At 45.5% G+C, this 23,445-nt stretch carries 24 protein-coding genes and 1 tRNA gene; 6 read left to right on the top strand and 19 right to left on the bottom strand.

Annotation, left to right across the window (positions count from 1 at the left end; all coding sequences use genetic code 11):
- Positions 1-83 precede the first annotated feature (83 nt).
- From IBX48_RS06215 to IBX48_RS06145, 15 genes are all read right to left on the bottom strand, one after another.
- Positions 84-159 (bottom strand) — tRNA-Ala (locus tag IBX48_RS06215).
- A 106-nt stretch (positions 160-265) separates the two neighbouring features.
- On the bottom strand, positions 266-1,780 hold the full coding sequence (locus IBX48_RS06210; RefSeq protein WP_296831913.1) for an ABC transporter substrate-binding protein: 1,515 nt from the start codon (positions 1,778-1,780) through the stop codon (positions 266-268).
- A 1-nt stretch (position 1,781) separates the two neighbouring features.
- A complete protein-coding gene (locus tag IBX48_RS06205) occupies positions 1,782-3,101 on the bottom strand; it encodes a TolC family outer membrane protein (protein ID WP_296831911.1) in 1,320 nt (439 codons plus the stop codon).
- On the bottom strand, positions 3,088-3,585 hold the full coding sequence (locus IBX48_RS06200; RefSeq protein ID WP_296831909.1) for a CYTH domain-containing protein: 498 nt from the start codon (positions 3,583-3,585) through the stop codon (positions 3,088-3,090). The genes IBX48_RS06205 and IBX48_RS06200 overlap by 14 nt, the downstream gene beginning before the upstream one ends.
- Before the next feature lie 7 nt (positions 3,586-3,592).
- Entirely contained in the window at positions 3,593-4,375 is a 783-nt protein-coding gene (locus IBX48_RS06195) for a 3'-5' exonuclease (RefSeq protein ID WP_296831907.1), read from the bottom strand.
- A 2-nt stretch (positions 4,376-4,377) separates the two neighbouring features.
- Positions 4,378-5,274, bottom strand: a complete 897-nt coding sequence (gene cysM, locus IBX48_RS06190) for a cysteine synthase CysM (protein ID WP_296831905.1) — start codon at positions 5,272-5,274, stop codon at positions 4,378-4,380.
- A gap of 49 nt (positions 5,275-5,323) precedes the next feature.
- Positions 5,324-6,226: a prenyltransferase gene (locus IBX48_RS06185; protein WP_296831903.1), complete on the bottom strand. Its 903-nt coding sequence runs from the start codon at positions 6,224-6,226 to the stop codon at positions 5,324-5,326.
- A 116-nt stretch (positions 6,227-6,342) separates the two neighbouring features.
- Complete coding sequence (locus IBX48_RS06180; protein ID WP_296831901.1) at positions 6,343-7,140, bottom strand: hypothetical protein; 798 nt, start codon at positions 7,138-7,140, stop codon at positions 6,343-6,345.
- Positions 7,141-7,304: 164 nt separating this feature from the next.
- The gene (locus tag IBX48_RS06175) at positions 7,305-7,535 is read right to left on the bottom strand and encodes a hypothetical protein (RefSeq protein WP_296831898.1); all 231 of its coding nucleotides are present in this window, start codon (positions 7,533-7,535) and stop codon (positions 7,305-7,307) included.
- Positions 7,536-7,617: 82 nt separating this feature from the next.
- Complete coding sequence (gene rluB / locus IBX48_RS06170) at positions 7,618-8,451, bottom strand: 23S rRNA pseudouridine(2605) synthase RluB (protein ID WP_296831896.1); 834 nt, start codon at positions 8,449-8,451, stop codon at positions 7,618-7,620.
- 88 nt (positions 8,452-8,539) lie between these two features.
- A complete protein-coding gene (locus tag IBX48_RS06165; protein ID WP_296831894.1) occupies positions 8,540-9,133 on the bottom strand; it encodes an SMC-Scp complex subunit ScpB in 594 nt (197 codons plus the stop codon).
- Between the two features lie 60 nt (positions 9,134-9,193).
- A complete protein-coding gene (locus tag IBX48_RS06160) occupies positions 9,194-9,985 on the bottom strand; it encodes a segregation/condensation protein A (protein ID WP_296831892.1) in 792 nt (263 codons plus the stop codon).
- A 1-nt stretch (position 9,986) separates the two neighbouring features.
- On the bottom strand, positions 9,987-10,652 hold the full coding sequence (locus IBX48_RS06155) for a site-2 protease family protein (RefSeq protein ID WP_296831890.1): 666 nt from the start codon (positions 10,650-10,652) through the stop codon (positions 9,987-9,989).
- Positions 10,649-11,272 (bottom strand): L-threonylcarbamoyladenylate synthase, encoded by a 624-nt coding sequence (locus IBX48_RS06150; protein ID WP_296831888.1) that lies wholly within the window; start codon positions 11,270-11,272, stop codon positions 10,649-10,651. The genes IBX48_RS06155 and IBX48_RS06150 overlap by 4 nt, the downstream gene beginning before the upstream one ends.
- 78 nt (positions 11,273-11,350) lie before the next feature.
- On the bottom strand, positions 11,351-12,187 hold the full coding sequence (locus IBX48_RS06145; RefSeq protein WP_296831887.1) for a PHP domain-containing protein: 837 nt from the start codon (positions 12,185-12,187) through the stop codon (positions 11,351-11,353).
- 101 nt (positions 12,188-12,288) lie between these two features.
- Here IBX48_RS06145 and IBX48_RS06140 point away from each other — a divergent pair, with 101 nt between their 5' ends.
- From IBX48_RS06140 to IBX48_RS06115, 6 genes are all read left to right on the top strand, one after another.
- Complete coding sequence (locus IBX48_RS06140; RefSeq protein ID WP_296831885.1) at positions 12,289-12,891, top strand: septation protein A; 603 nt, start codon at positions 12,289-12,291, stop codon at positions 12,889-12,891.
- Positions 12,892-12,909: 18 nt separating this feature from the next.
- The gene (locus tag IBX48_RS06135; protein WP_296831883.1) at positions 12,910-13,197 is read left to right on the top strand and encodes a YciI family protein; all 288 of its coding nucleotides are present in this window, start codon (positions 12,910-12,912) and stop codon (positions 13,195-13,197) included.
- A gap of 20 nt (positions 13,198-13,217) precedes the next feature.
- Positions 13,218-13,679, top strand: coding sequence for a transcriptional repressor LexA (gene lexA / locus IBX48_RS06130; RefSeq protein WP_296831881.1), 462 nt, complete (start codon positions 13,218-13,220; stop codon positions 13,677-13,679).
- Entirely contained in the window at positions 13,676-14,176 is a 501-nt protein-coding gene (locus IBX48_RS06125; RefSeq protein WP_296831880.1) for an asparaginase domain-containing protein, read from the top strand. Before lexA ends, IBX48_RS06125 begins: the two co-directional genes overlap by 4 nt.
- Before the next feature lie 31 nt (positions 14,177-14,207).
- Positions 14,208-15,113: a DMT family transporter gene (locus IBX48_RS06120; protein ID WP_296831878.1), complete on the top strand. Its 906-nt coding sequence runs from the start codon at positions 14,208-14,210 to the stop codon at positions 15,111-15,113.
- A gap of 194 nt (positions 15,114-15,307) precedes the next feature.
- Positions 15,308-16,399: a Wzz/FepE/Etk N-terminal domain-containing protein gene (locus tag IBX48_RS06115; RefSeq protein WP_296831876.1), complete on the top strand. Its 1,092-nt coding sequence runs from the start codon at positions 15,308-15,310 to the stop codon at positions 16,397-16,399.
- A 123-nt stretch (positions 16,400-16,522) separates the two neighbouring features.
- Here IBX48_RS06115 and yjgA read toward each other — a convergent pair whose 3' ends face one another.
- From yjgA to smc, 4 genes are read right to left on the bottom strand one after another with little or no spacing between them, the layout of a single operon-like run.
- Positions 16,523-17,068 carry a ribosome biogenesis factor YjgA gene (gene yjgA, locus IBX48_RS06110; protein WP_296831874.1) on the bottom strand — a complete coding sequence of 182 codons (546 nt, stop codon included), beginning with the start codon at positions 17,066-17,068 and terminating at the stop codon, positions 16,523-16,525.
- Positions 17,061-19,109, bottom strand: coding sequence for an NAD-dependent DNA ligase LigA (ligA, locus tag IBX48_RS06105; protein ID WP_296831872.1), 2,049 nt, complete (start codon positions 19,107-19,109; stop codon positions 17,061-17,063). Before ligA ends, yjgA begins: the two co-directional genes overlap by 8 nt.
- 6 nt (positions 19,110-19,115) lie before the next feature.
- The gene (locus IBX48_RS06100) at positions 19,116-19,931 is read right to left on the bottom strand and encodes a cell division protein ZipA C-terminal FtsZ-binding domain-containing protein (RefSeq protein WP_296831870.1); all 816 of its coding nucleotides are present in this window, start codon (positions 19,929-19,931) and stop codon (positions 19,116-19,118) included.
- On the bottom strand, positions 19,928-23,428 hold the full coding sequence (gene smc / locus IBX48_RS06095; RefSeq protein ID WP_296831868.1) for a chromosome segregation protein SMC: 3,501 nt from the start codon (positions 23,426-23,428) through the stop codon (positions 19,928-19,930). The genes IBX48_RS06100 and smc overlap by 4 nt, the downstream gene beginning before the upstream one ends.
- Between the last annotated feature and the right edge of the window lie 17 nt (positions 23,429-23,445).

Genomic DNA, 23,445 nt, shown 5'->3' with positions numbered 1-23,445 from the left:
AACCCCTGTTACCGCCGTGAAAGGGCAGTGTCCTAGGCCTCTAGACGAACGGGACAAATTTAATCTATCTAACTTGGGGATATTGGTGGAGCTAGGCGGGATCGAACCGCCGACCTCTACAATGCCATTGTAGCGCTCTCCCAGCTGAGCTATAGCCCCTCAAGCTGATAGCGGCGTATTATAAAGACTCCTCCGCCAGCGTCAAGCGGTTTTTAGTAAAAACCGCAAAAAACTTTTCGATTAGAGCCGCTTTTGCGCCCTACTTTTATCCGACTTTCTTTTGTACCCACAACAATGAATCTAAACGGCCATCGGCAAACAATTGATATCCTTGCAAATGGCGCTGGGTCACCGCATATTGATTTTCATACCAAAGCGGCAAAATCGGTAATGTCTGCTGTAAATGCGCCTGTAACTCTTGATACACTAAGGCTTGTTCTGCGACCGAATTGGCTTGGCCGGCTTGCTGAATTAATTGATCCGCTACATCGCTTCGGTAACGTCCACGGTTTGCACCATTGGGTGGAATTGCATCACTAGCAAACACATATTGGAAAATATCCGGGCTTTTAATACCGACCCAAGCCAAGCCAAACATTTGAAAACGCCCTTGCACAATATCACTGTAAAACGTGCCCCAATCGTAACTTTGAATCTTTAGATCAATACCAACACGTTTTAATTGCGCTTGGTATAAGGTGGCTAATCGAATCCGCGTCGGATCACTGGAGGTCTTATAACTTAACACCAGCGGTTTACCTTCCTGTTTGCCAGGGTAATCCACCTGCGCAATTAAAGCGCGCGCTTTTTCAAGATTATGCGGCCAACCGCTTAACGCCGCATTACCCGCCCAATGCTCCGGCACTAATAATCCACCCGCCAAACGTGCTTGACCATCAAAAATAGCATCAATAATTTGCTGACGGTTTATGGTATAAGCAATGGCTTCACGCAAAACGGACTGACTAAGTAATGGATCGTCAAAGTTAAAACCAATATAAGAGTAACTGGTACCCTTTTGCCAAGTTACTTCAAAATCGGGCTGTGCCTCACAATAACTTACCAATTCGGGTGATAGGTCATTTTGCAGACAGTCTAACTCGCCTTTTTGCAGTTTAAGCACCCGAACCATCGCGTCTTTTACCACAACAAAATGCAGCTCAATTTGATCTGGACGGCGTAAAATCAAACGTTGTTCGTTCATCTCAACAAATTCAGCTTCACCCGAACCCAGCGGCTGAGCCGTGAAATCATGGCCAGATTCAATTAAATCTTTGGGCAAAATACCCAAAGTTAAGCGACCAACAAACAACGCATCCGGTTCACTTAAATGAAAATCAACTTGCTGATCATTCAGCACCTCAATACGTGCAATGTGTTTAAGTGGCCCGCGATGAGGTGACCCAAAAGACACATCCAATAAACTCTGATAGGTCGTGGCCACATCGTGGGCATCTAAGGTTTTTCCGTGTTTAAACACAGATGGCTTGTCTAAGGTAAATCGATAGTGTTGATTGGAAATAACTTGCCAATTGGCTAGGTCGGGAACGGGTTCAGAGCGTTCATTAAAGTCAATTAATTGGCGATACAATAAACGATTAACGCGGCTTGATAAGGCATCGGTAGCACGCCTGGGGTCAAGCATACGTGGGCGTGTAGTCACCCCTACGAGTATTTTATTTGCTTGACTTGGCTGCTCACAGCCGCTTAGAAATGGCGACACCGCCAACAAGCCAAGGCTGCTTTTTAACAGGCTTCGACGTTTAATCGACTCTGGCATATTAAGCTGGGTTACTCAGTAACTGGTCAATTTGACGCAGATGATCTACATTCAGCTCACCCAAGGTGTTCTGTAAGCGCAGCTGGGTCAATAATACATTATGCAAGGCTTCGGCTAAATTGCTTTGAGCATCAAACAAGTTTGCGCGCGCGGTCACCACATCAATTAAGTTACGTAGTCCGACACGATAGCCCTCTTCCGCCGCTTCTAAAAAAGCTTCACTAGATTTAACCGCTTCCCGCAAGGCCAACACCAACGAATATCCACGTCCTAAGTTTTGAGCTTGAACTCGTGCATCTAAACGTGCTTGCTCGCGTGCATCACGTACCGAAATATTGGCGGCCTGACTGTTAAAACGCGCTTCGGATACTTGTGAACTGGTTGCCCCTCCGCGATACAACGGCACATTTAAGGTAATGCCGACCGAGGTATTTTGATTGTCTCTACGTGTTGAACCGGTGCCATAACCTGAATAGCTTGAATCACTAATTTGTGCATTGAGGGATACATTAAACCAGTGGCCGGATTTTTGCGCTTCAACCTCTTCGGAGGCGACTAAAAAATTTTGTTGAGCTAAACGCACTTGCAGGTTGTCCGATTCTGCCTTCAGCTCCAAAGCGGTTTTATCCATGTTTAGATTAGGTAAAGCGACATCTAAAACCAATTGTTTGATTTGATTAACCGATTTACCGGTCAGTTTGGTCATGGCTTCATAAGCACTATCAAGTGAATTCTCAGCGTTAATGCGCGCTGAAATAGACAAATCATAGGCTGAACGAGTTTGCAATACATCGGTGCGACTTGCTAAACCAACATCAGATGAGGCCTGGGCTTTTTCCCATTGGATTTTGTCGGCTTCTTGCTTAGAGGTCGCCAAAGCTAAATTTTGTTCAGCGAGCAGTACATCAAAATACACACTGGAAACCCGTTCAATTAAACTTTGCTGCGCCAAACGATAAGTGATTTCGGATGATTCAAGTTGATATTTGGCTTGATCGTAACGACTAAAGGCTTCGCGATTAAATAAAGGTTGCTCTAAATTAACCGATAAAACCTGATCGCTGCCTGAATTGCCATCTAGATTACTTTCGTTTTGTTGCAGGCTGGCGCGAGCATCCACCTTAGGCAACAGCAAACTTCTGGCTTGAGTCATGATTTCACGTTCGGCCTCATAACGCGCTCGTGCCTGTGCTAACTGTGCGTCATGCAATAAAGCCATCTGGTAGATATCCACCAGGCCTGGTGCCGCCTGACCGGGTAACGAGGTGAGTAAAGCCGCGCTCATTGCGCTCATTAAGGCTAAGTGTTTAACGCTTCTCATCGAGTGTCCATTCCTTATAAGGGTGTTTGCTCAAACTAATGTTGTAATACTTTACGTCATGTGTCACTTCTGCGCCAGCCCAAGCTGGCAAGCTGAAGGACTGGGTTTCAGATTCAAGCTCGACTTCGGCTACCACTAAACCCGCATTATCGCCAAAAAATTCATCCACTTCCCAAGTCATTCCATCGTACTCGACTAGGTAACGATTTTTTTCAATAACCGGCCCAACCGACAGTTTTTTAAGCATTTTTTCGGCATCGGCTAATGGAATAGGATATTCGTATTCATCGCGACTTAAACCGATTTCTAAGCTTTTAATATTTAAGTTCGCGACCTCGCCTTCGATACGCACACGCACCGAACTTTTGCTTGAACTTTCCTCAATTTGGTTCAGGTAGCCTTGCAAAAAACGCGTGGGCGGCTTCACAGCTTGCCGCCATGTTTCGTTTGCTAACAAAAATTTACGTTCTATTTCTCGCGCCATATTTATCCTAATTATCGATACTCAACCAGGCCTGGTGGTAGGCTTGCCAATGGGGTTGATTTGGGTGTTGTAAAACCTGGGCTAATTCATCGCAGGCTTGTTGATACTGGGTAGGTGTAAACCAACCGCGCATTAACTGAAAACGCAAATATACCAAGTAAGTATTAATCACATCCAGTTCGCAATAATCTCGAATGCCTTTAATATTGCCGGCTAAATACTGATCCAACACCCCGGCACCGCTTAACCCCATTTTACCGGGCAAGCCTAATAACTGGGCAATCTCATCTAATTTAGCTACCGCTCGCGGTTGGTATCCCGCCATTACATCCATTAAATCAATATGCGCAAACTGAAAGCGGCTGATGTAGTTATGCCATTTTCGGTCGCGATCAAAATCGCCCATATCCCAATAACTACGCGCACTGATACCGTGTAATAAAGCACGATAATGCAACACCGGCAAATCAAAACCGCCACCATTCCAACTCACAAGCGTGGGTTTAAAACGTTCAATGCCTTCAAAAAAGCGTTCAATTAAGGTTTTTTCGTCAGAATCAACCTCACCTATTGACCAAATTTTAACGGAGTCGCCAGTTTTCATCACTGCCGAAATCGCAACAATTTGATGCAAAAAGTGTTTTTGAAACTCACCGCCACTTTCAATTCGACGTTTTAAGTTAATCGCCTGTAACGTATCTTCATCCGACAAGTTTTCCAAACCAAATACACGCCGAGCGCCGGCCAAGTCGGGAACGGTTTCGATATCAAAAATTAAAGCCGGTTGCATACTCACCCCACCGGAAACACATTAGTGGATAAATAACGATCACCTCGGTCGCAAATAATGCTCACAATCAAGGCATTTTCAAGTTCATTGGCGAGTTGAAGCGCCGCCGCCGTTGCACCACCCGAAGAAATGCCGGCAAAAATGCCTTCCTGTTTGGCCAATTCGCGTGTGGTTTGTTCGGCTAGAGTTTGTGGCATATCAATAATGCGATCTACGCGTTTATCATCGTAAATATCAGGCAAATACTCTTTAGTCCAACGTCTGATTCCTGGAATAGATGAACCTTCGGTCGGCTGAACCCCGACGATCTGAATATTGGGATTTTGTTGTTTTAGATACATAGAGCACCCCATAATGGTGCCGGTCGTGCCCATCGCGCTCACAAAATGCGTCACTTTAGCTTGGGTATCGCGCCAAATTTCTGGGCCGGTGGAGTGATAATGTGCTAGTGGATTATCTGGGTTAGCGAACTGATTTAGTACCCGCCCTTCGCCTCTAGCTTGCATATCCAAAGCTAGATCACGCGCGCCCTCCATACCTTGTGCCTGTGTCACCAAGATTAATTTCGCGCCATAAGCCGCCATTGAAGCACGGCGTTCGATGCTCATATTGTCTGGCATAATCAAAATCATCTGATAACCCAAAGTGGCCGCCGCCATGGCTAACGCAATACCGGTATTGCCGCTCGTGGCCTCAATCAAGGTGTCGCCGGGCTTAATCTCGCCACGTTTTTGTGCCTGTAAAATCATATTTAAGGCTGGACGATCTTTCACCGACCCCGCCGGATTATTGCCTTCCAGCTTAACCAACACCACCGAGCCGGTTGTTGGATTCACTAAACGTTGCAATTGAACCAAGGGCGTGTTTCCGACGGTATCCATCAGAGTTTTAAATGACATGTGTTGGCTCCTAATCAAACGCTTAATTGAGGGAAGTTGGAAACAAAATTTACGAACCAGCCAACCATAAACCTAACGCGAGCAACAATGGCGTGAATAAATTCAGTATCACGTTCCATAATAAAGCCGGTTGCAATTGGTGCAAATCATCATAATACTGGCTGACTTTTAAATATAAAGGCACGGCTAGAATCAGGCTTAAACCACCTAACAACGCCCACAAAGGCAAATATTCTAACGCGACCAATAACAGAAGCGTTAAAAACGCCGACAATAAAAACCAACGAAACACCAACGCGCCACGTTGTAAACCTTCTGAAATCAATATATTACGTCGTCCAACCTGCTTGTCAGCATCTAAGTCCGGAAACTGATTTAGTAATAACAAGTTGTTAACCAGAAAAAACGGGATCAAGGACACACCAAACGCCAACCAGCTGTATTCACCCATCATCACAAAATAGGTGCCCATCACCATTAACGGACCAAAACCCAAACCAGGGGAAATCAAACACAACCAAGGCGAACGGGTTAATTTAGGCGTATAACTGATCACTACCAAAATGCCCAGTAGCCCTAAAGGTAACAAACCCCAGCCGCGTAAAAGCACAAAAAATAAACCGATACTGATCACCACGCCCAGCATTACATAACCCAAGGCTTCCACCCATTTGATGGCTTGTGGTGTCATTTGCAGCGAGCCGCTGCCACCGCTAAATGCCGTGCGTTGGGTTAAGCCGTCCAAACCTGAGTGTGCATCATGCGCTTCGTTAAGTAAATTCACACTCGCGTGCGCCGCTAACGCACCGATCATAATCAAACTGAATAAAGCATTCGACCAAACCGCACCAGAATACCAGGCCAACGCACCGCCTAAAAAGACCACTGAAACGCTCAGTAACAAAAAAGCGGGCCGAACACTGCGAATAATGGCGGTGAAAATGGATGACATTTGAAAGTGAATTTCCTATTTAAAAAAAGCTTAATCACAAAGCTGAATAAAGCTGAATTCAGATAATAAACCCAAACCTTATGGCCGCCAAGCACCAGGCCTGGTAGTTTTGAATTTTAATCAGTCACATAATTTGTTACACGTTTTGCCCAGCCCGGCATCCAGCGTTGTTCATTCCGCTCTACCGGCGCATTTTTAACACGCTGTGCTAACACCGACTCAGCCGCTTGTGCAAAATCTTGCAGGGCGAGCTTTGGATTAGATCTGGCCGGCATAGCTTGCAACACTTGCAACAAGCCCCAGCCTTGGCCTTGGTAACGTTCTGCAGGGTGATCACCAAAGCCTTTAAAGTTCGCATAATCAATCAACGCAAAATGGCCAGCACGGGTTTGGCTTATGGTTTCGATTTTGGCATGAATTTTAGCAGCCTGATGCTTAGGCAAGCCGTTTAATAACGTCTCAATACGTGATTCAAAACGCTGAATAATAAACCCGGTTTGTTGCGGCTTAGTGTTAACCAACCAATCCCGCAATGCTTGCATATCTTCCGACCACCAGGCCTGGTCAAATTCAGCTTTGTTCGCCCAAGGGGCATGGCGTTGTTGAATCCATTTTGGCGAAGACTCGGTTTGCGAAACAAATGCGACCATTTCAACAAAGGTCGGTTCAAATGGCACCTCAATATTTTGCGGAATCCAAATAAAGTGTCCGATACCAAAAGATGGGAATTCTTCATTTGGACTCCAAAAAGTCAGATTTTCGACTTTACCGGCGGTTTCATTTTGAAAGATCTTTTCACCAATCCATGCCATATCGGCGTTTGATAAATGAGCCGACAAGGATGGGGTTGCCGCCAACGAAACAGGAATATAAAAGACATAAAAAACAACAACTAACAATAATGTTTTAAACATGATAACCGTATTTAGTCTTGAGTTTGGCTTGGGCGTTAATCCCGCTTTTGTATAGAGGTAGAATAAATAACCACCACATAAAAGCAAACCTAGCCGGTGTTAAAAACACCATTAGAGAAAAACAGGTGGTTTTAGAGAAACGATCAAACACCCCGTTCACACACTTATTCATACAATCGATTGACTTTGGATGCCTCGTGTTTTGCCAGTGCTTCTTTCAATCGCTCTTGTTCAAGTTGACTGAGTGCTAAGTCGGCTTGCAAGTCTTCAACCTTTTGGGTCAAGGCCTGGTTCGTTTCTCGCAACTCTTGAAATTGAATTAGGCTGGGAGCATAGGCTTGTAGCAACAAAGCCATTAAGGCAACAAACAATGCAAAAAATGCCACTTTTAACACTTTAACCTCCTAACACTTAAACCTATATATGACGTCTAAGTTTGGATTGAATGCACCAGGCCTGGTCATTAAACGAGCTGATTTAGCGGCCTCGTCGAGTCGGTTTAATCGGTGCTTTTTTAGTTTGTTTGATGGCCACTTGGCCGCGTAAATCCGGCCGAACTTCACCCGGTAAATCCACGCTTTTTAATAAAGTATTCACCTGCATCCAGTTTAAAGCTTGGGTTTTACCGCGACGTAAATTACGCGGCAAACTAAAATCGCCATAACGGGTGCGCATTAAACGACTCACTTGTACGCCTTGCGATTCCCACAAACGACGCACTTCACGATAACGCCCTTCTTTTAACACCACGCGATACCACTGGTTTAACGCGTCTTCTTCGGACGGTAAACGCGATAACACATCAAACTTGGCTAAGCCGTCATCTAACATCACGCCTTGGCGCAAGGTGGTCATCATCTCCTCAGTCACTTCACCAAAAATACGCACCGCGTATTCACGTTCGATTTCATAGGATGGGTGCATTAAACGGTTGGCTAATTCACCATTATTGGTGACCAATAACAAACCGCTGGTATTAATATCCAATCGGCCAATCGTAATCCAACGGCCATTTTTAATGTGTGGCAGTTGATCAAAAATGGTGTCGCGGGCTTTTTCATCGGAGCGAGTGCAAACCAAGCCTTCCGGTTTGTGATAAAGCAAAACCTCAGTGGGTTGCTGAACCAAACGCGTCGATTTAACACTATTACCACGTACTTGAATTTTATCGGTATCTGTCGCACGATCACCTAGTTTGGCCGTGCGGCCATTAAGTTGCACTTGACCTTGTTCAATCATGCGCTCAATTTCACGACGCGAACCATAACCGCCACGTGCGAGAATTTTTTGGAGCTTTTCACCTGTAATCATGACAACCTTTTACGTATTTACTGTGTTTTTATTATTAATCGAGCTGCTTAATGTGTGGATTTTACCATTGACGCAAGCCGCTCGGAATTTATAAATCCAAATCGATGCGGTTTTGACTTTGCTCTTGTTCCTGCTCTTGAATAAAACGCTGAACAATCGTCTCAAGCTGGTCAACCAAGGCTTGTTTGCTTGATAAACCTAAATCCTCTAATAATTTAGGCGTTGTGCCCCATAAAGTAGGGTGACCAGGGACCTCTTTTTGACCTAAGGCTTTGATCCAACCTTGTTGTTTAAGTTGCGCCATAATCGGCGAACTTACCGATACCCCACGAATCGCCTCAATCTCGGCGCGTGTAACAGGTTGGCGATGCGCCATAATCGCCAGGGTTTCTAACAAAGCACGCGATAATTTAGGCGGGGTTTGTTGGTAGAGTTTATACACCCAATCCAAATAATCATCCGCCACCTGAATTCGTACGGCCTCGCCTACTTCAGCCAATACCAGGCCTGATCCGGCTAAAGATTGCTTAATCTCAGTCAGCGCTGTTTGCACATCCGCCAATTCAATATCGGGATATTCCAGCTGCAACAATTCAAATAATGTTTGCGCACTCAAAGCTTGATCACTACTAAAGATCAGCGCCTGCACAATCGGATAAAGGGTTTGTTGATGTTCGCTCATGAATTTAAGACTTGGGTCATGGGTTAGAAAACTACCTTGCTATGTAGGTCGTGAAATCAATTAAGCCGCGCGACGAATCGAAATATCGGCATAGGCTTCATCTTGTTGCAACTCAATTTGTTGCTGACGCCAGAGTTCTAATAACGCAATAAACGTGACCACCAGGCCTGGTTTGCCTTCTTGTGCGACCAGTAAGTCCAGCATCGAAACCGGCTCTAAGCTAATTTGGCTTAACACCCATTCAATTTTGTCGCTGATTTCGATTGGCTCTTCACTCACCTGATGCGCCACTTTGGTTAAAGCGCGTTGCATCACGTTTTGTAAGGCGGCATTTAAATCATCTAAATCAATTTGGGCGGTCACTTCCGGCGGGGTTTCGACTTCAATTGAAATCGGCCAAACATCGCGCCCGACAATTTTTAAACTATCTAACCAACGTGCGCCTTGCTGGTAGGCTTCGTATTCCAACAGTTTTTGCATCAGCTCAACTCGAGGATCGTCTTCGTTCTCATCATCATCGTCAAAGCTGGGTGGTTTGGGCAATAATAAACGCGATTTGATTTCGGTTAACCAAGCCGCCATAAACAAATATTCACCGGCCAGTTCAATATCCAACTGCTGCATCAAACCTATATATTGTTGATATTGACGCGCAATTTCAAACACCGGAATATCGCGAATATCAAATTTGTTGGTGCGAATCAGGTGCGACAGCAAATCCAGAGGGCCTTCAAAATCCGTTAGCAGGACTTTTAACGCATTGGGTGGAATATATAAGCCCTTCGGCAAATTCACCATAGGCTCACCCTGCACAATCGCCAATGGCAGTGACAGCTGTTGCGTGGCTTGCATGCTAAAGCACACCAAACACTTGATAAATTAACTGCTGTAAAAAACCATAAGGACCCATTAAAATCGGGCCTAAAACACCAAAAAATAACAAGCCCAATAAAATAAATAAACCATAAGGTTCAATCCGGTTGTATTGCCAAGCCCAGCGGCTGGGTAAAAACGCCGACAAAATTCGACTGCCATCCAGTGGCGGAATCGGCAACAGATTTAATACCATTAAAATCAAATTAATACTGACACCGGCAATGCCCGAATAAATCATAAACTGGCCGATACCGGGTTGGCTGGCAACTAATATAAAACCGATCTTTAACACCAATGCCCACAATAACGCCATCAACAAGTTAGCGGCTGGACCAGCTAAGGCCACCCAAGCCATATCCACGCGTGGATTACGCAGGTTTTTCATGGTGACTGGCACCGCTTTGGCCCAACCAAAAATAAAACCGCCAAACCACAATAACGCCGCCGGTACTAAAATTGTACCGATTGGATCAATGTGTTTAATCGGGTTTAAGCTGACTCGACCTAACATGCGTGCGGTTTTATCGCCGAGCTTTTCTGCCATCCAGCCGTGTGCGGCTTCGTGTAGCGTAATTGCAAATAGAACCGGCAACGCCCAAACCGCGAGTTTTTGCATTAAATCTAGCTGATCTAACGGCATCATTGGTTAAACACTCCTTGGCCTTGACGCACCAGTACCGGCTGTTCTTCGGTAAAATCAATAATTGTGGTGGGTTCAAAACCACTGAACCCACCATCTAGTACCGCATCCAGCGCATGACCCAAGCTATCTTTAATGGTCCAACCATCGGTCATCGGCAGCTCTTCGCCGGGTAAAATTAAACTCGCTGTCATTAAAGGCTTATCGAAATAAGCCAGTAAATCAAGGGTGATTTGATTCGGTGTGATACGCAAACCAATGGTTTTACGTTTCGGGTTTTGAATCCGACGCGGCACTTCACGACTGGCCGTTAAAATAAAAGTATAAGGCCCAGGCAAATGCGCCTTTAAATAACGAAACTGCACATTACCCACCTTGGCGTAATGCGATAAGTGACTCAGATCGTTGCACATTAAAGTTAAATCATGTTTGTCGGATAACTGGCGAATTTGACGAATGCGATCCGCGCCTTCTTTATTATCCAGCAAACAACCTAACGCATAACCCGACTCAGTCGGGTAAGCAATCAAGCCGCCTTTATTAAGCACCTCAACCACTTGTTCAAGCAAACGAGCCTGTGGGTTTTCAGGATGAACATTGATATATAAGCAATCTGTCGACATTTGGTTTAACCATCATAAAGTTAATTGTGAAATTATAACGCTTTCACGAGAAAAATTAGCAATTACCAGGCCTGGTGGTTACTTCTTTAACTGTGGTGCATCATAAATGGGGATGACACCAGCAGGTAATTCGGCAAGCCAACCTAAATTACGCCAGCGATGTTCCGGGCTGTGAAAATCCGACCCCATTGAAGCGTAAAATCCGTAACGTTTAGCGCGATCCGCCATGCCAACCGACTCAGAGGTTCGGTTAGGCGAAGTCACAACTTCCAAACCTTGACCACCAGCCTGGGAAAAGGCCTCCAGCATTAAATTTAGTTTGCGGCTGGTCAGATTATATTGTCCTGGATGCGCCACTACCGCGATACCGCCAGCCTCAACAATTTTCTTTACCGCGTCTTCTAACGCGGGCCACGGCGCATTAACAAACGCCGATCGGCCGGTTTTTAAAAACTTATCAAACGCCTGCGAAATGCCACTGACATATTGGCGTTCGACCAATATCTGCGCGACATGCGGGCGCCCAGCCACGCCCTCGCCTACCATCTCTTTTAAACGCGTCATCATGCAGGGCTGACCGCGTTTCATGAGTTTTTCATTAATCTGCGCCACACGCTGCCAACGCAATTCTCGAATTTCAGCCAACATGGTTTGTAGGTTTGGATTAGCCACATCGACATTTAGGCCGACAATATGAATCGTGCGGTTTTGCCATAACACCGACACTTCCACTCCAGAAGTAAGACGTAAACCCTGTTGCGTCGCGTAATCTTTGACTTGCTCATAGCCCGCTGTGGTATCGTGATCCGTGATCGCCAGCCAATCAACCTGCTTCTCAATCGCCAAATCCACAAGGTCTTGTGGGGCCAAAGTGCCGTCGGATGCGCTGGTATGACAATGAAAATCAACTTTCATTCTAGTGAGTTCCCCTTTAGAATAAGCCATTCTATTAGTCGAGACTGACGAAAGCCAGTTTTTTAGCCCGAATACTTTGAAGTGAATGACACCCAAAACCTATGAAATTATTATTTGACCTGTTTCCCGTTTTCCTATTCTTTATCGCCTATAAGATGTACGACATCTATATCGCCACTGGCGTGATTATCGTCGCCACGATTATTCAGGTTTCTTATTTATACGCACGCCACAGACGGGTTGAAAAAATCCACTTAATTACCCTAGGTTTAATAGTGATTTTAGGCGGCGCGACCTTGTTATTGCAGGATGAGCGTTTTATCGCTTGGAAACCGACTATTGTAAACTGGGGGTTTGCATTGGTGTTTTTAGCCAGCCATTATGTGATGGGCAACAAACCGATTGTGCGCCGCATGATGGAAGCGATGATTGAACTGCCCGACCAAATTTGGGTTCGTTTAAGTTATTTGTGGGTGGGTTTTTTCGTGTTCAGTGGCCTCATTAACCTTTGGGTTTATTACAACTTTTCACTGGATGCTTGGGTCAACTTTAAATTGTTCGGTTTAATGGGCTTAACCTTCGCCTTTATTTTATTGCAAGGGCTTTATATTAGCCGCTATACTCAAATTTCGAACGATGAAGAAGTACAATCCACCGAATCATCGAACGAAACCGGCGATTCAAACCGCACCAAACCAGACTAATTACTCAAAGGAACGGCTATGCTTTTTTCTATTTTTGCCTACGATATTGAAGACAGTCTTCCACTAAGACAAGCCGCCCGTCCTGCACATGTTGCTCGGTTAGAAGAACTTTATGCGCAAGGTCGTTTAATGTTAGCCGGGCCCAATCCTAATCTAAACACCGAAGGCTTTAGCGGCAGCTTAATTGTGGCCGAATTCGACAACTTTGAAGACGCCAACAAATGGGCCGAAACCGACCCCTATATGCTAGAAGGCGTATATGACTATGTGGACGTCAAACCCTTTAAACTGGTGTTTCCTAAATAAATTAATCAGGAGTGCTTGAGATGTCGAACGTTGCTTATCTGATTCCAAAACGTCAGCAAAAACTTCAATTTGAAGCCACCGAACCCTTAGAATTACTAGACGTCGATTTTGTTGAAATCCCCTTACTAGGCTGGACATCCGCCGGTGACCCAATTCAAATGGAACTCGATTACGATACGGTGTCGGTGCCGCAATCCTTGGTAAAAAAAGAAACCTTTGCTTTAAGAGTTAAAGGCAACTCGATGATTGATGAACATATTCAAGATGGCGACATCGTCATTATCGAACGCCGCAACTCCGCCGAAAACGGCGAATCAGTGGTGGTACGCATCAACAATGAAGAAGTTACAATGAAAAAACTCTATGTCGAATCCACTGGCGTGCGTTTACAGCCCGCCAACCCAGACATGAAACCCATCATCCTAAAAAATGAAGATATCCAAATCCTGGGTATCGTGCGTGGTATTTTACGCCAATCATGAAATCGAGCGCTAATATTGCCCTGCTCGCCTGTGGTGGCACGATTGACAAGGACTACAACGTCTTAAACGGCGAGCTAGAATTTACGCAGACTTATCTAACTGAGCTATTAAAACAAGCACGTCACCAACTCGATTTGCGGTTTGAGACACTCATGTTAAAAGACAGCTTAGACATGACTCAAAACGATCGCCAGCAAGTTCTAGAGGCTTGTTTAAACGCACCAGAACAGCAAATTGTCATCACCCACGGCACCGACACCCTAACTCAAACCGCCGAATTTTTAGCCGATCAAATTGGCGCACAAAAAACCATTGTGTTGACTGGTGCGATGCGGCCATTTCGTTTGGCGGAATCTGATGCCAGTTTTAATTTGGGCGCGGCTTTGATGGCCGTGCAAACCACCAGGCCTGGTGTTTATATTGTGATGAATGGCCGACTATTTGAAGCCCATCAAGTTCAAAAGAACCGCCAGCTTGGCGTGTTTGAAGCTCGTTAATCTATTTCACTTACTCGCAAGAGACTTTTAAATGCGTGTATTCCTCGCCTATTTGATGGTCATCGCCATCTGGACCACCACCCCTTTAGCGATTAGCTGGAGCGGCGAAGCCGATTGGTTTTTTGGCGTGGCCGCGCGCATTATTTTAAGTGCTTTGGTGATTTTACCGCTGGTGTTTTGGTTTACCAATCGACCTTTTTCGTTTGCCTGGTCGGCACTAAAAGTTTACGCCGCCGCCTCGATTGGTTTATTAGGCGGCATGACCTTAATCTATTGGTCGGCGCAAACCATGCCATCGGGCTGGATTGCGTTAATCTGGGGACTTAACCCGATTATGACCGGCTTGCTTGTGCATTATCTGATGATTGGCCACAAACTCACCCCCAACAAGTTGCTGGGCATTTTTATCAGCATGGCCGGGTTGGTATTAGTCTTTGCCCCCAACTTAGACACGCAACAAGCCAGTCTACAAATCACCGGTTTGGCCGTTGCTATTTTGGCGGCGTTTTTCCATTCTCTGAGCACCGTGTTAGTCAAAAAAACCAATCACGAACTTCCGGCGATTCACGTGGTCGCTGGCGCCCTCTGGATCACCAGCTTGGCTTATATTCTGTTTAACCCTAACGTATTAATTAACTGGCCGAGCTTGTCGCACCGCTCAAGTTTTGCGATTGGCTACTTGGTGATTATTGGTTCGGTACTCGGGTTTGTGCTGTATTACTACGTGTTAAAACATATGGACGCAATTCGACTCGGCATGATCCCGATGATCACCCCCATTTTTGCTTTATTGCTAGGTTACTTCGCCAACAACGAACAACTCAGCCTCACCATCTGGCTAGGGGCCGGCCTGGTGATATTAGGCTTAGCCCTATTTGAACTCAACACCCTTCAACGCCACTACAAACAAAAACGCCTGTTAGAAACAGGCGAATAAATTTTGTTTTACCAACCGTGCGTTTAACAAGAAAACAGTTACATAAAACCTTGCCTTATGAAGGATCAACCCCTAGAATTTGTACTTAATTCTGCTATAAGCATTACGCAACAAAATCTAGTGTTTGCCATAAGTCGGACAACGCACGAATATTTGATTTGGCGACATATTATTACTCAACAACAGGTACAAGCATGACCCAACCAACTCAACCGCAAACTCAGTATGATGACGAAATAGACCTATTCGAGCTCTGGCAGACCATTTGGTCACAAAAATGGCTAATTATTGGCCTGACGTTGCTTGTCACCGTTTTGGCCGCGTTGTATGCACTAAGCCTGCCGAAAGTGTATCAATCAAACGTATCGCTATTACCTCCTATCCAACAGAATATTGAAGAAATAAACTTTGTACTTGAACCGGCTGCTCAAGATTTTAAAGGCACTACCTCTTCTTTAAAAAGCCTTAACTTTTCATACTCACCTCAAAATGTATTTGATCTATACAGAACCGAACTTTTGTCGAATAGAACGATGGAAGAGTTTTACGATCAATACCAAATAAAATCCTACTTTTTATTGGCTGATCTGGAAAACCCCCATTCTCAACTTCGGGCTTATCAAAAGTTTGTTGATAGCTTGTCTTATTCTGGCCCTGCCAAAAATGCATCATTTAATGCAAGTAGCTTAACCTTAGAGTTTACCGATGCCGAAAAAACAGCCGAATGGCTAAATGAATATGTAAAGTTCACCGCTAATAAAACTCGACAACATATTCTAGATACAATCCACAGCCGACTTGCTCAAGAAAAAAACCAATTACAACAGCAAATTAGCGCACTTATTGAGCAAGAAAAAGATGAACGTCAAAACAAAATTCAGCGTCTGAATGAATCATTAGAAATTGCTCAAAAAGCGGGAATCCACGATTCAATTACCAATAAATCAACGGGACAATTTGATGCGGATTATTTACGTGGCACAAAAATTCTAGCCGCCGAAATTCAAGCGTTAAAAAATCGTGAGTCGGATGAAGCCTTTGCCTTAGGTGTTAGTAAGTTATCTGAAAAATTAAAACTCATTAACTCTGTTAACCTAAACGCCGATAATATAATCCCAGTACAGATTGATAAAACCGCTACCGTACCTAACAGCCCGATTAAACCCAATAAAAAATTAATTGTAGCGGTCGCCCTAGTGCTGGGTGGGATGTTAGGTGTCTTTATTGCCCTAATTCGCGGTGCGGTGCGTAAACGTAAGGATTTGAGTTTAGAGTCTGCGGCTTAGACTTTTAACCAAACACTTTTTAAGCACAAAAAAACACCCCATAGACTGATTAACTATGGGGTGTTTTTATTATCCGTTAACAAGCTAGCAACTAAGTTTTTGGCTTAAACCAACCCTAAAACCCTACCATTCCAAACCTTTTAGATATTGAAATAAAGCACGTGATGATTTCGGTGGTTTTTGCATTTCGGCTTCTTTAATGGCGTTGCGGATATGTTGGCGCAATAAAGTACGATCCGCTTGTGGGAAATCTAGCATAAATTCGTTTAAGGCGTCGTCCTGCTCGGCAATTAAACGATCACGCCAGCGCTCAAGCTTTTGGAAGTGTAAGTTTTGTTGTTTCGCGCGCTGTTCAACTTCTTCAAGTTTGGCTTTAATCTCCGCCAATTCGTCTTCATGCTGACGTAACCATTTGCCTATAAACAAACGTTGACGTTTAATCGCTGGGCCTGGGTCCATGCGTTTGAGCAACAGCAGAGCATCTAACAACTCGCTTGGCAAGCCCATTTTTTTAATCGCGGTTTCGCTCAGCTCACCTAATTGCACACCAATATCGGTGACGTGTTGCGCCGCCAGTTTAATATCGGTACGGCTACTAAATTCTTCTTGTTCCCAATCTGAAACCGCCTTTTTGCGGGTTCCTTTACTGACGTTACGTGGTCTAACCATGTTGCACTCCTGCTAATTCGATAAATTCAGCTTCGGTGAGCACTGCTACACCCAACTGTTCGGCCTTGGTTAATTTGGAACCAGCCTTGTCGCCGGCAATCAGATAATCGGTTTTAGCCGATACACTGCCCGCGACTTTGGCCCCTTGTAATTCGAGTATCTGCTTGGCTTCATCGCGTGTCATTTGCTCTAAGCTTCCGGTTAACACGCAGGTTTTGCCATTAAACACTGAGTCGGTTTGGGTTGCATTGTCCTCTATTTCTGGCCAAATAATGCCCGCATCAAGTAAACCATCAATCACTTCTAGGTTATGCGATTGTTGGAAAAAGTCACGAATATGATTCGCTACTATTTCACCGACATCCGGTACTTCAATTAAGTTGTCGAGTTCAGCGAGCTTCAGCGCATCAAGCGTTTTAAAGTGCTGTGCGAGTTGTTTGGCGGTCACCTCACCCACTTCTGGAATACCTAACGCATATATAAAACGCGCTAAGGTAGTGTGTTTTGAGGCTTCAATCGCCTCTAACACCTTTTGTGCCGACTTTTGTGCCATGCGTTCTAAACCAGATACTTGCTCAAGTGTTAATCCATAAAAATCATCGGGATGATGCACGAGATCGGCTTCAACCAGTTGATTAATGAGTTTATCACCCAGGCCTTGAATATCCATGGCTTTGCGCGAGACAAAGTGCTCTAACGCGCGCTTGCGTTGTGCGGCACAAAATAAACCACCCATGCAACGATAAACCGCCTTATCCAGCTCTCTGACCACTTCAGAGTCACACACCGGACAGGTTTTCGGCATTTCAAACAATTGCGTTTGTGCTGGGCGTAAACTCAGCACCGCGCCCACCACTTCGGGGATTACATCACCCGCACGACGAACAATCACCGTGTCGCCTACCCGTACATCTTTACGTTGAATTTCGTCTAGGTTATGCAAGGTCGCATTCGAAACCGTGACACCCGCCACCGATACTGGCTCTAAACGCGCAACTGGCGTTAAGGCGCCTGTTCGGCCCACTTGAATATCAATGCCTAACAGCTTGGTCCAGACTTCTTGGGCGGGGAATTTACGCGCAATGGCCCAACGCGGGAATTTAGAGGTAAAACCCAGCTGTTGTTGCCAAGCAATCTGATCCACTTTGTAAACAATGCCATCAATTTCATAGTCCAGTCCATCACGCTTGGCGAGCAAATCTTCATAATAAGCCACCAGGCCTGGTTGTCCGGCAACTAACTTGGCCAGCGGATTGGTTGGCAAACCCCATTCGTGCAATTGCTGGATCACCGCCGTATAGTTTGCGGGAAGCGTCCAATCATCACTGAATGCGCCCCAGCCATAACAAAAAAAGCTTAAAGGACGCAAGGCCGTAATTTTAGGATCAAGTTGGCGTAAAGAACCCGCGGCGGCATTGCGTGGATTAGCAAACACCTTATCGGCTTTATCTAGTTGGGATTGGTTAATTTTAGCGAACGCGGCTTTGCTCATAAACACTTCACCACGCACTTCTAAAACCTCAGGCCAGTCGGTTCCGCGCAGTTTTAGTGGAATACAACGAATCGTGCGCACATTGTGGGTCACATCTTCCCCCACCAAGCCATCGCCCCGCGTGGCGGCTTGCTTTAACATGCCCTGTTCGTAACGCAAATTAATCGCCAAACCGTCCATTTTAGGCTCGGCGGCATATTCTATTGACTGGTTATCGGCTAACAATTCGGCGGATTTTAAACGTTCAAGCGCGCGTTGATTAAAGCTCGCGAGTTCGTCGTTATCAAACGCGTTATCCAGCGATAACATGGGCACTTGATGGCGTACTTCTTTAAACCCGCCACGAATTTGATCGCCCACTCGCTGGCTCGGCGAATCAGGCGTAATCAGTTCAGGGTGAGCTTGCTCTATTTCGATTAGTTGGCGGTAAAGCGCATCATACTGTGGATCGCTGATAGTAGGATTATCCAGCACATAATAAGCGTAGTTATGCGACTCAATCTGTTGTTTGAGTTGAGACAAGGTCTGTTCAATAGGTTGTTCAGGCATGGTGGGTTAGGATTTCGTCACTTCATATTCTGAAGCTGCTTCGCGCATGGCTTGCAAATCGGATTCGCGCAATAAATGGCGTTGCATGTCGTACATACGTCCGTTTAAACGCTGCGATAAACGCCGGGCGGTTATAATTAAATCATCTACCGCTTTGGAACCGGCTACCGCACACGGCAGTTCAGTAATTAACGCGACACCTGGCGTGGTTAAACCTTCAATCGGTTCGGCTGGAAACAAACCCGGCTCCATAATGTTGGCGGCTTGCAGGGTAATGTTTTTATTCGTTTTTTTAACAAATGTACCTTTGTCAGAAAAACTTAAACCAATCGATTTTAAGGTCTGACTGACCTCGTTTAAAGAGAACTCTTGATGTGAAGATAACACCAAAATCGCAAACACTTGTGGCGGACGCGGCGTTAAAGAACCTGGCTGGGTAAGTTCGAGTTCTTCAGGCTGCATGTCATCAATTTCGAGCACAGCATCAATATTAGGCGGGGTTAATTCAAAGTCATCGCCAAATGGCAGTTTGGCTTGCGCTTCGGGTACAGTGTCTTCCGGTTCAAAACTGGCCACCGCATCGGCTTTAGGAGATGCGAGAGATGTTGGAGTGGTTTGAGTTGATTCCGCGTTGGATTGTTCTGGCAGATCAGCGGTCTCTAAAGGATCATTAGACGATGAGATTTTTGAGTGAGCCTGATCTTGACTTGGATCTTGGTCTTGATCCTGCCCAGGTTGTTGATTGCGCTGACGGCTAAAAAAGTACAAGCCCACCACCACAATAATCGCAAACACCAGCAATACTTGCTGTAACTCATTCATTGACCCGACTCTCCTATCATCTCCACGGCGGCTTCTAAATCGACACTCACGAGTCTTGAGACTCCGGGTTCATGCATCGTGACCCCGATTAAGTGTTTTGCTAATGCCATGGTCGTCTTGTTATGTGTAATAAAGATGAATTGTACCTTCTCTGATAGGCTTCTGACTAGCCCACAAAACCGAATTACATTTGAATCATCTAATGGTGCGTCGACTTCATCCAATATACAGAAAGGCGCGGGCTTAAGTTCAAAGATGGCAAAAATAAGCGCCAAAGCCGCCAAGGTTTTTTCGCCACCCGATAAAAGCTGAATGCGCGCATTACGTTTTCCGGGCGGTCTGGCCATCACCACCACCCCGCCTTCCAGCGGATCTTGTTGTGGATCTTGCCAAGATAGACTGGCATCGCCACCTTGAAACAGCTTAGGGAACAAGGTTTTAAAGGATTGGTTAACCTGATCAAAGGTTTCAACTAAACGCTTGCGACTGTCTTCATCAATCGTGGTAATGGCCTCTTCAAGTGTTTCAATTGAGGCCTCCAAGTCGGCCAGCTGTTGCTGTAGAGCTTCTAACTTGCTACTGACCTGGTCATATTCCTCGATCGCGGTCATGTTGACCGCACCAAGCCGAGTTAAATGCAACTTAACCTGTTTTAGTTCGGTTTCTAATTGATCTATATCTTCTGGTTCAAATCGAATCTGTGCCAGTTCATGGGCTTCCAAGCCTTCAGACTCCAGGGTTTTCTTTAAAGTTTGAATCTGTTGCTGTCCATTTTGCAAATGTAACTGGCAAGTCACCAACGCTTGCTCAGCCTGATGATGCGCGGCTTGTGCGGCTTCGGCTTCAAGTTGCGCGGCTTCAGTCGCTTGTTTTTGCTTAGCCAATTGGGTTTGCAATAAATCAAGCTGCCCACTCACACGTTCTAACTGGCTTTGTTGCCGATTTAATTCTTCTGGGTCAACCTTAGTCGAACTGGCTAAATGCTGGGCGACTAAATCGGCTTGTATTTGGTCTTGGGTGAGCTGTTGTTGCAACTGCTGGGTTTGAAACTTTAGGTTCTGTTGGCTTTGCTGGTTTTGGTTAATCTGCTGCTCTAAACGTTGCAGTTGCAATTGCACCCGCTCGCGATCACGCTGAATCGGCTGTAACTTATGTTGAGTTTCCGCCAAGGTTTGATTGGCCTGGTCTTCTTGTTCAGAATGAACATCCAATTGTTCCTCTAACGCCTCGATATCTAACGCTAAATCTTGTTTTTGTTTTTGCAATTGCGTTTGTTTTTGCGCCAGCTCATTTAACGAGGTTTGATAATGATCTAGCGTTTTTTGATTCTGTTGCTGATTGCTTAACAAATGTTGACGTTGATCATCCAAACGTTGCCATTCGCGTTCGTTTTGTTGCTGTTGGGTTTTTAAAGCGTCAAGTTGCTGCTGGCGTGTTGACTGTTGTTGAACCAGCTCGTTAATCTGTGGTGTCATCTGAGCTAACTGCTGATTAAGAGCTTGCTCCGATTGCAAGAGTTCATCAATTTGAGTTTGGCGTTCCAACACCCCATCCAACGCAGAACCGGTTGGCTGCACAATGGCATTTTTGGCATAAAGCACACCGGCTTGATCAATCAACCAGGCCTGGTGGTCGAGTTCAGCTAAATCAGCTTGCAAGCTTTGATGTGAAGACCGTAATCGAATCGAACTCGCCCAAGCTTTCACCAGGCCTGGTTGTTGGATTTTACTCGCCAAACTACCGGCTAAACTCTGCACTTCGCTTACACCATCTTCAGGCGTTTCCCAAGCCAGTAGCGGCAAGCTAGGAAGTTGGGCTTGTTCATCAAACGACCAGGCCTGGTTTAATATCACGCCTTGAATACGCGCGCCCAACCAAGCTTCGACCGCCAATTGCCAGTCTGAATCGACTTTTAAACAATTCAGTAGCGACTCACCCGGATGACGTTCCAGCACATGATCTTGATCGGACTCCAACGACTTTAATAACGAAGCTTGAAGTTTTTGCAGACCTTGACGTTCACTTTGTAAACGCCTTTGTTCGGCTTGCGATTGTGTTTGCTGTTCGCGTGCTTGATTCAGGTTTTGTTGAATTTCAGCTAAGGCCTGCTGAGCTTGCGTTATTTGTTCAGCTAAGGCAATCTGGTTTTGTTTAAGTGGGGTTTGTTGCTCACTTAAGGCATCAAGCTGCGCTTGACCGGCTGAGGCTTGCACACGATCTAAACTATCTTGCGTCATTGCGATTTGTTGTTGGATATGTTCAAGCGTTTGCTCGTGACGAGCCGCTTCGTTTTGTGCCTGTTTTAGGCGTTGCTCAAGCTGTTGAGTTTGCCAATGGGCTTGATGCTGGGCTTGTTCGTGTTGCTGTTTCAAACCTTGTTGTGACGACCAGGTCTGCTCTAACTGATCCAACTCTTCATCTAAACGTTCTTGCTCGTACAACAAGGCTTCAGCTTCTTCTTCGGCTTCTTTAAATTGCGCCTGCAAGGCTTCAAGCTGAGCTTGACGTTGGGTTTGCTGTTGTTGATTAAGACTTTGCTGCGCTTGCCATTGCTGGGCTTGTTGATCGGCGAAGCTTTGTTGCTGTTGCAATTTATCAACCAGCTTATCCAACCGATGAAATTCGGCTTCAGCTTGATCGACTTCAGCTTGCAAAGCCGGCAGTTTTTGGCGATCTAAAATCCAAGCGGTTTGGGTTTTATCCCAATCGGCTTTGGTATTGGCAAAGGTTTTTTCGGCTTCACGCAATTGCGTTTGAGCTTGATCCAGTTGCTGGTGTAAACTTTGCCATTGCTGATAATACAGGCTTTTTTCCAGCACCTGTTGGCGCTGGGAGGCTTGCTGATAATCGCGGGCTTTTTCGGCCTGAATAGAAAGATGATGGGCTTGATCGGTTAAGGCTTCGTTTAACACCGCCAGTTGAGCTAAGTTTTCACGTGTGCGTTCTAGGCGTAACAAGGTTTCTTTACGGCGCGAACGGTAAGGTCCAATACCGGCGACTTCTTCAAAATACACCCGCATATCTTCAGGTTTGGCTTCGATAATGCGGCTGATATTGCCCTGGCCGATTAAGGCATAACTGCGTGGCCCTAAGCCGGTGCCGTTAAACAAATCAATCACATCACGACGCCGACATTTACGCTGGTTTAGAAAGTACTGCGTGCCATCTTCGCGGTGGTGCACACGTTTAACCGAAATTTCCGCAAAGCTGGCGTAAGCGCCTCCAGCCAGACCAGATTCATTATCAAAAATCAGCTCCACCGAACAGTGGCTAACGGCTTTGCGTTTATCGGTGCCGTTAAACAACACATCGTTCATATCGCCGCCGCGTAACTCACGCGCCGAACTTTCACCCATCACCCAACGCACCGCATCCAGTGTATTCGATTTGCCGCAGCCGTTTGGGCCAACAATTCCCACCAAATCGCTCGCCAAAACCAAACGAGTGGTTTCAACAAAGGATTTAAATCCTGCAATTTTAATGAGTTTTAAGCGCATTCAGTTAGGTTTCTATT

The organism is Thiomicrospira sp. (assembly GCF_014859555.1).
Classification (GTDB): domain Bacteria; phylum Pseudomonadota; class Gammaproteobacteria; order Thiomicrospirales; family Thiomicrospiraceae; genus Thiomicrospira.
This window is presented reverse-complemented; position numbering and strand designations above follow the sequence as displayed.